Origin of the sequence: Bradyrhizobium sp., assembly GCF_016219575.1 — a bacterium.
GTDB lineage: Bacteria > Pseudomonadota > Alphaproteobacteria > Rhizobiales > Xanthobacteraceae > Bradyrhizobium.
In genome coordinates this window covers 160,491-173,469 of sequence record NZ_JACRMG010000009.1, presented here as the reverse complement: position 1 = coordinate 173,469, position 12,979 = coordinate 160,491, and the positions used below count along the sequence as shown (strand labels likewise).

At 65.0% G+C, this 12,979-nt stretch carries 10 protein-coding genes; 8 read left to right on the top strand and 2 right to left on the bottom strand.

Going from position 1 to position 12,979, the window contains the following annotated elements:
* Positions 1-15 precede the first annotated feature (15 nt).
* From HZB49_RS05840 to HZB49_RS05825, 4 genes are all read left to right on the top strand, one after another.
* Positions 16-1,515 (top strand): tripartite tricarboxylate transporter permease, encoded by a 1,500-nt coding sequence (locus tag HZB49_RS05840; RefSeq protein ID WP_291609562.1) that lies wholly within the window; start codon positions 16-18, stop codon positions 1,513-1,515.
* Positions 1,516-1,718: 203 nt separating this feature from the next.
* Positions 1,719-3,014: an oxalate/formate MFS antiporter gene (oxlT, locus tag HZB49_RS05835; RefSeq protein ID WP_291609561.1), complete on the top strand. Its 1,296-nt coding sequence runs from the start codon at positions 1,719-1,721 to the stop codon at positions 3,012-3,014.
* A 261-nt stretch (positions 3,015-3,275) separates the two neighbouring features.
* Complete coding sequence (locus HZB49_RS05830) at positions 3,276-3,707, top strand: CBS domain-containing protein (RefSeq protein ID WP_291609560.1); 432 nt, start codon at positions 3,276-3,278, stop codon at positions 3,705-3,707.
* A gap of 105 nt (positions 3,708-3,812) precedes the next feature.
* Complete coding sequence (locus HZB49_RS05825; protein ID WP_291609559.1) at positions 3,813-4,832, top strand: 2-dehydropantoate 2-reductase; 1,020 nt, start codon at positions 3,813-3,815, stop codon at positions 4,830-4,832.
* Between the two features lie 45 nt (positions 4,833-4,877).
* Here HZB49_RS05825 and HZB49_RS05820 read toward each other — a convergent pair whose 3' ends face one another.
* On the bottom strand, positions 4,878-5,036 hold the full coding sequence (locus HZB49_RS05820; RefSeq protein WP_291609558.1) for a hypothetical protein: 159 nt from the start codon (positions 5,034-5,036) through the stop codon (positions 4,878-4,880).
* Between the two features lie 61 nt (positions 5,037-5,097).
* Entirely contained in the window at positions 5,098-6,606 is a 1,509-nt protein-coding gene (locus HZB49_RS05815) for a S8 family serine peptidase (protein ID WP_291609557.1), read from the bottom strand.
* A 296-nt stretch (positions 6,607-6,902) separates the two neighbouring features.
* Between HZB49_RS05815 and HZB49_RS05810 the strand changes: the two genes are divergently transcribed.
* The 4 genes from HZB49_RS05810 to HZB49_RS05795 all read left to right on the top strand — a co-directional run bounded on the left by HZB49_RS05810 (position 6,903) and on the right by HZB49_RS05795 (position 12,970).
* The gene (locus tag HZB49_RS05810) at positions 6,903-7,898 is read left to right on the top strand and encodes a nitronate monooxygenase family protein (protein WP_291609556.1); all 996 of its coding nucleotides are present in this window, start codon (positions 6,903-6,905) and stop codon (positions 7,896-7,898) included.
* A 33-nt stretch (positions 7,899-7,931) separates the two neighbouring features.
* The gene (locus tag HZB49_RS05805) at positions 7,932-8,900 is read left to right on the top strand and encodes a zinc-binding dehydrogenase (protein WP_291609555.1); all 969 of its coding nucleotides are present in this window, start codon (positions 7,932-7,934) and stop codon (positions 8,898-8,900) included.
* Positions 8,901-9,015: 115 nt separating this feature from the next.
* Complete coding sequence (locus HZB49_RS05800) at positions 9,016-10,404, top strand: cation diffusion facilitator family transporter (RefSeq protein WP_291609554.1); 1,389 nt, start codon at positions 9,016-9,018, stop codon at positions 10,402-10,404.
* A gap of 247 nt (positions 10,405-10,651) precedes the next feature.
* Complete coding sequence (locus HZB49_RS05795; RefSeq protein ID WP_291609553.1) at positions 10,652-12,970, top strand: ATP-binding protein; 2,319 nt, start codon at positions 10,652-10,654, stop codon at positions 12,968-12,970.
* The last annotated feature ends 9 nt before the right edge of the window (positions 12,971-12,979 follow it).

Here is a 12,979-nt window from a genome sequence, read left to right as displayed (position 1 = left end):
GCTGCAGGATCTGACATGGAAGAACTCGCCAATCTCTTTCACGGCTTTGCGGTAGCCCTGCAGCCCTTCAACATCATGGTGATGATCCTGGGCATCGTGCTCGGCGTCGTCATCGGCGTGCTGCCGGGCCTCGGCGGCGCCAACGGCGTCGCCATCCTGCTGCCCCTCACCTTCAGCATGTCGCCGACATCGGCGATCATCATGCTGTCCTGCATCTACTGGGGCGCGCTGTTCGGCGGCGCTATCACTTCCATTCTGTTCAACATACCCGGCGAGCCATGGTCGGTGGCGACCACCTTCGACGGCTATCCGATGGCGCAGCAGGGCAAGGCCGGCGAAGCGCTCACCGCCGCCTTCACCTCCTCCTTCGTCGGCGCGCTGTTCGCCGTCATCATGATCACGCTGGTCGCGCCGCTGGTCGCGAGCTTTGCGCTGCAGTTCGGGCCGGCGGAAAAATTCGCCGTCTACTTCCTCGCCTTCTGCAGTTTCGTGGGCCTCAGCAAGGAGCCGCCGTTCAAGACCATTGCCGCCATGATGATCGGCTTTGCGCTTGCCGCGGTCGGGCTCGATTCCATCACGGGACAGCTGCGCCTCACCTTCGGCGTCACCGAACTGCTCAACGGGTTCGATTTCCTCATCGCGGTGATCGGCCTGTTCGGCATCGGCGAGATTCTGCTGACGATGGAGGAAGGCCTCGCGTTCCGCGGCGGCAACGCCAAGATCAACCTGCGTGTCGTGCTGCAGACCTGGAAGGAGCTTCCGGCCTACTGGATGACGTCGCTGCGCTCCTGCCTGATCGGCTGCTGGATGGGCATCACGCCTGCCGGCGCCACGCCGGCATCGTTCATGAGCTACGGCATCGCCAAGCGCGTCGCCAAGCGCGGCAACAATTTCGGCAAGGGCGAGATCGAGGGCGTGGTCGCGCCCGAAACGGCGGCGCATGCCGCCGGCACGGCAGCGCTGCTGCCGATGCTTTCGCTGGGCGTGCCCGGCTCGCCCACCGCAGCCGTGCTGCTCGGCGGCCTCCTGATCTGGGGCCTGCAGCCCGGACCGATGCTGTTCGTCGAGCAGAAGGAATTCGTCTGGGGCCTGATCGCCTCGATGTATCTCGGCAATCTCGTCGGCCTCATCGTCGTGCTCACCTGCGTGCCGATCTTCGCGGCAATCCTGCGCGTGCCGTTCAGCATCATCGCGCCGCTCATCCTCGTGCTGTGCGCGATCGGCGCCTATTCGGTGCACAGCTCCACCTTCGACGTGGTGCTGATGCTGGTGTTCGGCGTGCTCGGCTATCTCCTGAAGAAGTGCAACTACCCGCTTGCGCCGCTGGTGCTCGCCATCGTGCTCGGCGACAAGGCGGAGGAGGCCTTCCGGCAGTCCCTGCTGGGATCCCAGGGCTCGCTCGGCGTGTTCTTCTCCAACGCGCTGGTGAGCTCCATCATGATCCTTGGCCTGATCGCGCTGTTCTGGACGGCAATCCAGGAAGGCTATACGCGCCTGCGCACCCGATTGGCCTAATCCGTAATACCACCTCGCTTCGATCTTGAGGCAGTGCCGCCGCCGCGGCGCTGCCCTAAGATTTTGTTTCGCATCAGTTTTCCACACGGCCCGGGAATATTTTGGCTGGCCGTAAAAGATTTCTCTTGTCTACTGGCATAATATATACCAATGTCCGCGACCAGCTGTCACGTCTGGATAGAACAGCGGACATTGGAGGGAAAATGACGGACACGGTTCACGTAGCGGCCCCCGCATCTTCGGCCCGCGTCAGCGATGCCTATCGCTGGACACAGCTGACCATCGGCGTCGCCGCGATGGTGATGATCGCGAACTACCAATACGGCTGGACGTTCTTCGTCCCCGACATCCAGAAGACCTTCGGATGGGATCGCGCCTCGATCCAGTGGGCATTCACCCTTTTCGTCCTGTTCGAGACCTGGCTGGTGCCGGTCGAGGGCTGGTTCGTCGACAAATACGGCCCGCGCATCGTCGTGCTGATCGGCGGCGTGCTCTGCGCCATCGGCTGGGCGGTCAACGCCTACGCCACCTCGCTCTCGGGCTTCTATCTCGGCATGATCATCGCCGGCATCGGTGCCGGCGGCGTCTACGGCACCTGCGTCGGCAACGCGCTGAAATGGTTCCCCGACAAGCGCGGCCTTGCTGCCGGCATCACCGCAGCCGGCTTCGGCGCGGGCTCGGCGCTGACGGTCGCCCCGATCCAGGCGATGATCAAGGACTCCGGCTTCCAGACCACCTTCCTCTATTTCGGTCTCGGCCAGGGCATCATCATCGTGCTGCTCGCCTTCTTCCTGTTCTCGCCCAAGCCGGGCCAGGTGCCTGCCGCGGTCGCCAACGCCAACGTCATCCAGGGCCGCCGCAACTACGCGCCGACCGAAGTGATCCGTCAGCCGATCTTCTGGCTGATGTACTTCATGTTCGTGATCGTCGGCGCCGGCGGCCTGCTCGTCACCGCCAACCTCAAGCCGATCGGCGTGGACTGGAAGGTCGACGTCGTGCCGGTGACGCTGGTCGGCATGACCATGACCGCGGTGACCTTCGCGGCCACCATCGACCGCATCCTCAATGGCCTCACCCGTCCGTTCTTCGGCTGGGTCTCGGACATGATCGGCCGCGAGAACACCATGTTCATCGCCTTCGGCATGGAAGGCATCGGCATCTGGGGGCTCTACATGCTCGGCCACGATCCGGTGTGGTTCGTGCTGCTCTCCGGTTTCGTGTTCTTCGCCTGGGGCGAGATCTACTCGCTGTTCCCCTCGACCTGCACGGACACGTTCGGCTCGAAGTTTGCCACGACGAATGCCGGCCTGCTCTACACGGCCAAGGGCACCGCCGCGTTGCTGGTGCCGATCGGCAACTACATGCAGCAAACGTCAGGCAACTGGGACATGGTGTTCTGGGTCGCGGCCGGCGCCAATATCCTGGCCTCGCTGCTGGCGATCGCGGTGCTGAAACCCTGGCGCAAGTCGGTCATCGCGGCACAGACACGCGAAGCCTGACCGGTTCGCTGCGCTCTCTCCACGACGCGTCCACCCTCGGGTGGGCGCGTTTTTCTTGGGCACTCTGGCATACCTGCAGGTACATGAATTGCGGGAAAGCACTCCAGTCGAGCACCCGGGATCGCAGCCCTCCCGGCAAAAATAGTCAATATTCCTGACACTTAAAATGTCATCTCCTGCCCAAATTCAACGCATCGCCTCCTTGACAATTGGTATTTTGTATACCACCATGAGCGGACTATCCCAGCCATGGAGGTTGCAATGCAAGTCGGAGATATCCTGCGCAAGAAGGCCGCCCGTGTTGCAACGGTCCGGATGAACGAAACCGTCGCCATCGCTGCGCAACTGATGCGCTCGGGCAATATCAGCGCGCTCGTGGTCAAGGACGTCGTGCGTACCGAAGGCAACACACCGGTCGGCATGTTCACCGAGCGCGACGTGGTCCGCGCCATCGCCGAACACGGCGCCGCCGGCGCCAGCATGAAGGTGTCGCAGCTGATCTCGGTGCAGCAGCTCGTCTCCTGCTCCCCGGTCGATACGCTCGAACATGCGCGTCACCTGATGAACAGGCATCACATCCGCCACCTGCCCGTGATCGACAATTACAGCCTGATTGGTGTGGTCAGCATCCGCGACATTGCCACCGCGTTCGACGAGGCGGCGTCGCAGAGGCAGTGCGTGCCGGCGGCCTGACGTTCGATCCGAACCTCCGCATCAGCACGCCGGCCTGAATTCCCTCGTTCGGCGCCGGCGCGCCTGACCCGCTGCAAATTTCAATCATCCTGTTCGAGGGCTCATATGAAGATCTGCATTTACGGCGCCGGCGCGATCGGCGGCTATCTCGGTGTGCAGCTCGCGCGCGTCGGCGTCGACGTCAGCTTGGTGGCGCGCGGCGCACATCTGGCGGCAATGAAGCAAAACGGGCTGAAGCTCCTGATCGGCGAGGAGGAGCACGTCGTGCATCCCCGCTGCACCGACAGGCCCGCCGAGCTCGGCGTGCAGGATTATGTCGTCATCTGCCTGAAGGCGCATTCCATCACCGGCGTGCTCGAGCAGATGCAGCCCCTGCTTGGACCGAACACGCGCGTGGTCACCGCCGTGAACGGCATCCCCTATTGGTACTTCTACAAGCACGGCGGCGCGCTGGAAGGCTCGACGCTGGAGAGCATCGACCCCGGCGGACGGCAGTGGCGCGAGCTCGGCCCCGAGCGCGCCATCGGCTGCATCGTCTATCCCGCGACCGAGATCGAGGCGCCGGGTGTGATCCGCCACGTCTATGGCGACCGTTTCCCGCTCGGCAAGCCCTCCGGCGAGACGACATCGGACGTGCAGCTTCTCTCCGAAGTCTTCACGCGCGCCGGCATGCAGGCACCGGTGCTCGACCGCATCCGCGACGAGATCTGGCTCAAGCTGTGGGGCAATGTCTGCTTCAATCCGATCAGCGCGCTGACCCACGGGACGCTGGACCTGATCTGCAGCGATCCCGGCACGCGCGCGCTGTCAAAGGCGATCATGCTGGAAAGCCAGGCCATCGCGGAGAGCTTTGGCGTCAAGTTCCGCGTCGATGTCGAGCGCCGCATCGAGGGCGCGCGCAAGGTCGGCGCGCACAAGACCTCGATGCTGCAGGATCTCGAACGCAGCCGCCCGATGGAGATCGATCCGCTGGTCACCGTGGTCCAGGAAATGGGACGCCTGACCAACATCCCGACGCCGGCGCTCGACGCCGTGCTCGCGCTGGTCGCCCAGCGTGCGGCGATCGCCGGGCTCTATGACCGGAATGTCCGCCCCCCGGAAACGAGGGTCGCTGCCTTCGCATGACCGCGACGCTCCGCTCCGTCGCCGGCGGCGAGTCCGGTGCGACCGCTATTGTGGCTCCGGCCGGGGATAGTAGGCTTCGCGCGAGACCATCCATTGCGGAAATCGCGCCCGCACCCTTTCGATGGTGCCGGGCTCGGCTTCCACGAGCATTGCGCGTTCGACCTCATGATCGATCACGCGCAGGCCCGGCGTTGCCGCGATCATTGCGGCATCCCCGGCCGGAGAACCCTGGCCCCTGTAATAGAGGGTGTATCGCTCCATGAACCTACACTGTGGGTGATTGTGGCAATCCCAAGCCCTCGAAGACCAGTCCGAAGCCGCGCTGCGCGCAGCTTGCCTGCAGAAGCCGTTCGATGGCGGCCGATCTCGTGCGATCCCGTATCATACCATGGACGCCGGGATTTTGTGACAGCAGACACGTCGCCGCTCCCGCGATGACGGGGGCAGCCATCGAGGTTCCGCTCAGCGGCCCGATTCGATTGTTCGGCAGGGTCGAGATCGCGCCGACGCCCGGCCCTGTAACTGCAATTTGCGGGCCCACATTGGAGAAGCCGGCGATGAATTCGAGTGCATCGGCCGTGGAATAAGGCGGCCTGACGATCTGCAGTTCCTCGGCCGAGCCAGGCGGCACGGTTCCCTCGCGCCCCATGGCCGAGACCGCGGTCGCCCCGGAATAGGCGGCGGGAAAACTCACCGCAGCCCGGTAGCCGTTGCCGGCTGCAATGACCACCAGCATTCCCTGGTTGCGGGCGTCGACGATGGCTTCTTCGACGATCTCGTTGTGCGGACCGCCGCCGAGGCTGAGGTTGATGATGTCGCATTCGTCGTTTGCAGCGTGGATCATCGCCTTGAGGATGGCGTAGTTGCTGGCTCCCCTGGCGTTGGCGCCGAACACGCGATAGGCGTTGATGCCGACGCCGGGCGCCAACCCCCGAACGCCGTTTGGAGCGGTACCGCGCGCCCCCACGAGGCCTGCGACGTGCGTGCCGTGATATTGACCGTCGCTGATCGCGCCCGCCGGTTCACCCGTCACGGTATTCCGTCCGCCGATGATATTGAGGTCGGCATGAGGCCCGCATCCCGTGTCGATCACGCCGACCACCACGCCGGTCGCTGCCACGAAATTGGTCGCGCCGAAATAATGACGAACGCAATCGGTGTAGGGCATGGCAAACGGCGGAACCTTGATCTTCAGCACGCCGGACGCCGGCACGTTGCGGAGATAACCGCTCCAGAAGCCATTGCCCGGTTCCGGGTTGGCGGTGATGCGCTCCACCACCGCTGCCGGCAGGGAAAGCGTGACCGTGCCAGCAGCGTCGGTGAATCCGACCGTGCCGATCCGATTTTGAAAATCCGAGAATGCCGAGACCTTGCATCCCCCGATGGGAGCACCGGTCTGCGCATTGCTGACTTCGACCTTGAAGGTCGAGGCTGCGGTGGTCGGTGCGGCGGCTGCGACGGCGGTTGCGGCCGCATCGACCGTTCCCTCGGCAGGCTGCGGCAGGGGATAGAACACCTCCTTGAGCGCACGCACGGGAGAGTCGGGCGCGTTGAGGCGCGCCGCCGCCTCAGGGCTGATGTCCACGAGCTTCGCGCTGCTCTCGGCAACGGTATCCACCACCGAAACGTCGACACCCAGGGCGTCCAGCCGGAATGTCTTCGAAGGCCCCATGCTCGATGTCGAAGGAAATTGCTGAAGCGTCTCCAGTTCGACCGGACGGCGGGCCCGCACGCCCTGTCTTGGGAGAATGATGTAGCGCTCGGAATCGGCCATTGAAAAACCTCCTCGCGTGCTGGAAATCCAAGACTATTATTGCGTGTTCCTTGCTTGATATTCAATATGAGATTGAGTTCCAGTGACGACGATCCGCGAACGGCCCGGAAGATCCGGCCGCTGGAAATGAAGCCCTGCTCCTGCATGCGTGCGTTGCAACGCCTCCAATCCTGTCCAGTGGACTTTTTTCCGGCCTGACGGCATGCTGCCTCTCCAAATTCCACAAAATGACGCGCTGCCATCCGCGGCGCGGAAAATTGCGGCGCAAGCGCCGCTGACAACCCAGAGGGCAGGCAATGTTCAAGACGCGCTTTACCGAGATGTTCGGTGTCGAGCACCCGATCGTGCAGGGCGGCATGCAATGGGTCGGACGGGCCGAACTGGTCGCAGCCGTCGCCAATGCCGGCGCGCTCGGAATGATCACGGCGCTGACCCAGCCGACGCCGGAGGATCTCACCAAGGAAATCGCGCGCTGCCGCGACATGACCGACAAGCCGTTCGGCGTCAACCTGACCATCCTGCCGGCGATCAAGCCGCCGCCCTATGCTGAATACCGCCAGGCCATCATCGACGCCGGCATCAAGATCGTCGAGACCGCCGGCAACAAGCCGCAGGAGCATGTCGACGAGTTCAGGAAGCACGGCGTCAAGGTCTTGCACAAATGCACCAGCGTCCGCCACGCGCTGTCGGCCGAGCGCATGGGCGTCGACGCCATTTCGATCGACGGCTTCGAATGCGCCGGCCATCCCGGCGAGGACGATACCCCCGGCCTGATCCTGATCCCCGCCGCCGCCGACAAGGTCAAGATTCCGATGATCGCCTCCGGCGGCTTCGGCGATGCCCGCGGCCTCGTTGCAGCCCTGGCGCTCGGCGCCGAAGGCATCAACATGGGCACGCGCTTCATGTGCACCAAGGAAAGCCCGATCCATCAGCTCGTGAAGGAGCGCATCGTCGCCAATGACGAGCGCGAGACCGAGCTGATCTTCCGCACCATGCGCAACACCTCGCGCGTCGCCAGGAACCTGGTCTCGACCAAGGTGGTGGCGATGGAGAAGGAAGGCGCCAAGTTCGAGGATATCCGCGAGCTCGTCGCCGGCGCCCGCGGCAAGATGGTCTACGCTACCGGCGACGCCGACGAAGGCATCTGGTCGGCCGGCCAGGTGCAGGGCCTGATCCACGACATTCCGAGCTGCGCCGAGCTCGTCTCCCGCATCATGCGCGAGGCGGAGGCGATCGTGCGCGGCCGGCTCGAAGGCATGATCTCCGGCGCGCAGCGCCAGGCTGCCGAATAGTTTTTCGAGGCGGCCAACAAGAAGAGGCATCCCATGAAAGCCTACGTCTACGGGGCCAACGGCCCCGAGATCACAGATGTTGCCAAGCCCACGCCCAAGGGCGCTCAGGTGCTGGTCAAGGTCCATGCTTGCGGATTGAACCGTGCCGATCTCGGCATGACCAAGGGTCATGTGCACGGCGCGCGCGGCGGCGCCGGCACGGTGCTCGGCATGGAATGGTCCGGCGAAGTCGCCGAGATCGGTCCCGAGGCGAAGGGCGTGAAGGTCGGCGACCGAATCATGGGCTCGGGTGCTGCGGCATTCGCGGAATACACGCTGGCCGATCACGGCCGCCTGTTCCGCGCGCCCTCCAACATGAACTTCGACGAGGCCGCCACCCTCCCCGTCGCGCTCGCCACCATGCACAACGCCGTCGTCACCAACGGCGCGCTGCAGCCGGGCCAGAGCGTGCTGATCCAGGGCGCAAGCTCCGGCGTCGGCCTGATGGCGATGCAGATCGCCAAGCTGAAGGGCGCAAAGCTCGTGGTAGGCTCCTCCACCGATGCGATGCGCCGCAGCCGGTTGAAGGAATTCGGCGCCGATCTCGCCGTCGATTCCTCCGATCCCGGCTGGGTCGACGAGGTCCTGAAGGCGACCAATGGCGAGGGCGTCGACCTCATCGTCGATCAGGTCTCCGGCCCCGTCGCCAACCAGAACCTGAAGGCGACGAAAATCAAGGGCCGCATCGTCAATGTCGGCCGCCTCGGCGGCACCCATGGCGACTTCAATTTCGACCTCCACGCCGCGCGCCGCATCAACTATATCGGCGTCACCTTCCGCACCCGCAGCATCGAGGAGATCCGCGAGATCTTCGACGAGGTCCGCAAGGACATCTGGGGCGCGGTGGAAAGCCGCAAGCTGCAACTGCCGATCGACAGGGTTTTCAAGTTCGCCGATATCGGCAAGGCGTTCGAGCACATGGAAGCCAACAAGCACCTCGGCAAGATCGTGGTGACGATGTAGCTGCCGCTCGTTAGATTCGGAACAATTCGCAACAAATCCGCCCCCCGGCGGATAACTTGCGACTGCGTCCACAACGGCGCTTGATGTTGGCTTCGGGGCTGCTAAACCGCCGCCCATGACCGCGCTGACCAACGATACCAGCAAGAAGACTTCCGTCGCGGCGATCTCGGTCCTCGCCAGCGGCAGCATGGCGCTCGCCAAGCTCGTGGTGGGCATCGCCATCGGCTCGCTGGCGCTGATCTCGGAGGCGCTGCACTCCTCGATCGACCTGGTCGCAACCATCATCACCTGGGCGGTGGTGCGGGTGTCGGACCGGCCGGCCGACGACGAACATCATTACGGCCACGGCAAGTTCGAGAGCCTGTCGGCGCTGGGCGTCACCGCGCTGCTCTATATCCTCGCCGGCGGCATTCTAGTCGAGGCCTGGAGCCGACTGCGCGAGGGCACGCCGCCGCCGACCATCTCGGCCGTTCCCTTCATCGTGCTGTTCATCGATATCGCCGTGAACTTCTGGCGCGCCCGCGCCCTGCACCGCGCCGCGCGCGAAACGCGCAGCCAGGCGCTGGAGGCCGACGCGCTGCATTTCGCCTCCGACGTGCTGGGCTCCTTCGCCGTCATCGCCGGCCTGATCCTGGCAGGCCTCGGCTTCTGGTGGGGCGACGCGGCGGCAGCGATCGCGGTGGCCGTGATGATCGGCTTGCTGGGCCTGAAGATGACGCGCGCCACCGTGGAAACCCTGCTCGACCGCGCCCCCGAAGGCGTCACCGAGAAGGCGGAAGCTGCGATCCGCACGGTTCCGGGTGTGGTCGACATCGAACGCACGAGGGTGCGCATGGTCGGCCCGACCTATTTCATCGAAACCATCGCCAAGGTGCCGCGCACCTATCCGATCGACCGTGTCGAGGAGATCAAGCGCAAGGCGCAGCAGGCGGTCCGCGACGCCCTTGGCGATGCCGACCTCACCTTCACGGCCGTCCCCGTGGCGCGCGACAATGAGAGCGTGCGCGAGCGCATCATGGTGATCGCACGCAACGCCGGCCTCGCGGTGCACCACGTCACCGTGCACGATCTCGGCGGGAAGCTGATCGTCAGCATCGATCTCGAGGTCGACGGCGACATGCCGCTGGTCGAGGCCCACGACGTCGCCCATCATCTCGAGCATCACATCCGCGACGAGTTCGGCGAGGACGCCGAGGTCGACACCCATATCGAGCCGCTGGAGCCGGAGCTGCCGCACGGCACCGACGCCCCCGCCGAGCGCGTCGCCGCGATCCGGGCCGCGCTGGCGGAGATTGCCGCCAACGGCGCCATCCACGACGTCCATAATGTGCGGGTACGCGACACCGACGCCGGCGAGATCGTCAACTTCCATTGCCGCGCCGCCCCCTCGATGAGCGTGATCAAGGTGCATCAGGGCGTCGACGAGATCGAGCGCGCGCTGCGCCGCGCCTTCCCCACCATCAAGCGCGTCATCAGCCACGCCGAGCCGCCGCACGCGCAGTAGCGCCCGCAGGCCCGCGCCTGATTCAAATCGGGACGAAGGCGTAGAATTACGGCATCGTTCCTGTTTCGGACTCGAACTGTGACGGCGCACGACTTTCAAAATCGCGTTGGACAAGATTTATTTCGCGTTAAGGATTCGTTGACTCTCGACAGTCCGCGAAAAACGGATTCAAATCACTGTGATTCGGAAGCAACGTGGGGTTCTTCCGGAACGGCGTGCAGACAGAAATTCGCGGGGGATGTAAGGCATGGCGCGTGCGCATGCGTCGAACGCGTGCGTCCAATCCGATTCGATCAAGGGATTGGCGCAGTCGATCGCGAAGCCGGCCTACACCAGGCTCCTCACCGCGGAGCCCGCGCTGCGGCGGGCCGTGCCCACCCTGATCATCGCCTTCCTCGTCACCATCTGCCTCGGCGCCTTCGTCCAGGTCGTGGACCAGGCCCGGCAGAAACGCGCCACCATGAAGCGCGACATCGCCGCCCTTGCCGACATTCTCGCCGACCGGCTCGATCGTCTCACCTCCGTGCGCCAGGACCGCGCCGTGACCATCGAGCGGCTGCAGAACATCCTGCCCGGCCTCATTCCTTCCTGGGGCAGCGCCTCCGGCCGCCACGTGGTGGTGGTCGGCGCCGACCAGCGCATCCTCGCCCGCGTGCCCGTCGAGGCCGGCATCGAGCCCGACCGCATCCTCGACGTCATCTCCACCGCGCAGTTGCTCGTCGCCCCCACCGGCCACCAGGGCGCCATCAGCGACCTGATCCTGCCGGGCGGCAGCGGCGCGATGGCAACCGGGCGCGTAATCAAGTCGATGCCGGGCCAGGTCATCGTCATCCAGGAGAAGAACGAGCCGGTCTGGGGCTCCGATGCCGCGCTGTCGGTGACGCTGTCCGCCACGACCGGATTCGTCGTGCTGATCCTCGGCTTCGCCTTCCACTGGCAATCGACCCGCGCCCGCGAGGGCGACCTCATCAACGACGCGGTGCGCGGCCGCATCGACACCGCGCTCAACCGCGGCCGCTGCGGCCTGTGGGACTGGGATCTCTCCCGCGGCCGCATCTTCTGGTCGCAGTCGATGTTCACCATGCTCGGGCTCGACAGCCGCAGCGACCTCCTCACCTTCGGCGAAGTCAACGCGCTGGTGAATTCCGACGACATCGACCTGTTCTCCATCGCCGACCGGCTGATCTCCGGCACCATCGACCACATCGACCAGTCCTTCCGCATGCAGCACTCCGACGGCCACTGGATCTGGCTCAGGGTGCGCTGCGAGCTCTCCAGCGCCGCGGCCGATTCCGGCCTGCACCTGATCGGCATCGCCGTCGACATCACCGAGCAGAAGAGCCTCGCCGAGAAGACGGTGGAGGCCGACCTGCGTCTGCGCGACGCCATCGAGACCATTCCGGAAGCCTTCGTGCTGTGGGATGCCGAGGATCGCCTGGTGCTCTGCAACTCGCACTTCCAGCGCCTGCACAAGCTGCCGGATTCCGCGGTGTCGCCCGGCACGTCGTATGAGACCGTGATCGAGGTCGGCAGCATGCCGGAAGTGCGCACCCGCCTGCACGGCGCCGCCAACCAGGCGCCCGGCGCCCGCACCTTCGAGGCGCAGCTCGAAGGCGGCAGCTGGCTGCACATCAGCGAGCGCCGCACCAAGGACGGCGGCTACGTCTCGGTCGGCACCGACATCACCCGCATCAAGGAGCACGAGCAGAAGCTGGTCGACAACGACCTACGCCTGCGCGCCACCGTCACCGACCTGCAGCGCTCGCAGTCGGCGCTGGAGCGCCAGGCCGTCGAGCTTGCCGACCTCGCCCAGAAATACGCCGAGGAGAAGAACCGCGCCGAGGACGCCAACCAGGCCAAGTCGAAATTCCTCGCCAACATGAGCCACGAGCTGCGCACGCCGCTCAACGCCATCATCGGCTTCTCCGAGATCATGGGCAGCGGCATGTTCGGCACGCTCGGCTCGGACAAGTACGGAGAATACTGCAACGACATCCTCACTTCCGGAAAATACCTGCTCGAAGTCATCAACGACATCCTCGACATGTCGAAGATCGAGGCCGGCCGCATGAAGCTCGACATGGAGCCGCTCGACCTGTCGCGGACACTGGCGGAATCGCTGCGCGTGGTGTCCGGCCGCGCCGAGGACAAGCACCTGACGCTGCATGCCGACATCGAAAAGACGATCTCCGTCGTCGCCGACCGCCGCGCGGTCAAGCAGATCATCGTCAACCTGCTGTCGAACGCCGTGAAGTTCACCCCTGACGACGGCAAGGTGGAAGTGCGCGGCCGCATGCTGAACGACTCCATCGTGCTGATGATTGCCGACACCGGCATCGGCATCGCGCCGGACTCGCTGCGGCGGCTCGGCAAGCCGTTCGAGCAGGTCGAGAGCCAGCTGACCAAGAGCTACCAGGGCTCGGGCCTGGGGCTGGCCATCGCCCGCTCGCTGACGGGGCTGCACGGCGGCACCATGCGGCTGCGCTCCAAGCTCGGGACCGGCACCGTCGTCCGCGTCACGCTGCCGCTCGATGCGAGCAAGGTGAAGGCGCAGAAGGCGGCGTAGACGCCGCCT

Excerpts from the sequence above, each read along its gene's own strand:
- HZB49_RS05820 (WP_291609558.1), bottom strand. The coding sequence starts at position 5,036 with ATGATCGCGGCAACGCCGGGCCTGCGCGTGATCGATCATGAGGTCGAA.
- oxlT (WP_291609561.1), top strand. The coding sequence starts at position 1,719 with ATGACGGACACGGTTCACGTAGCGGCCCCCGCATCTTCGGCCCGCGTC.
- HZB49_RS05810 (WP_291609556.1), top strand. The coding sequence starts at position 6,903 with ATGTTCAAGACGCGCTTTACCGAGATGTTCGGTGTCGAGCACCCGATC.
- HZB49_RS05830 (WP_291609560.1), top strand. The coding sequence starts at position 3,276 with ATGCAAGTCGGAGATATCCTGCGCAAGAAGGCCGCCCGTGTTGCAACG.
- HZB49_RS05825 (WP_291609559.1), top strand. The coding sequence starts at position 3,813 with ATGAAGATCTGCATTTACGGCGCCGGCGCGATCGGCGGCTATCTCGGT.
- HZB49_RS05800 (WP_291609554.1), top strand. The coding sequence starts at position 9,016 with ATGACCGCGCTGACCAACGATACCAGCAAGAAGACTTCCGTCGCGGCG.
- HZB49_RS05840 (WP_291609562.1), top strand. The coding sequence starts at position 16 with ATGGAAGAACTCGCCAATCTCTTTCACGGCTTTGCGGTAGCCCTGCAG.
- HZB49_RS05815 (WP_291609557.1), bottom strand. The coding sequence starts at position 6,606 with ATGGCCGATTCCGAGCGCTACATCATTCTCCCAAGACAGGGCGTGCGG.
- HZB49_RS05805 (WP_291609555.1), top strand. The coding sequence starts at position 7,932 with ATGAAAGCCTACGTCTACGGGGCCAACGGCCCCGAGATCACAGATGTT.
- HZB49_RS05795 (WP_291609553.1), top strand. The coding sequence starts at position 10,652 with ATGGCGCGTGCGCATGCGTCGAACGCGTGCGTCCAATCCGATTCGATC.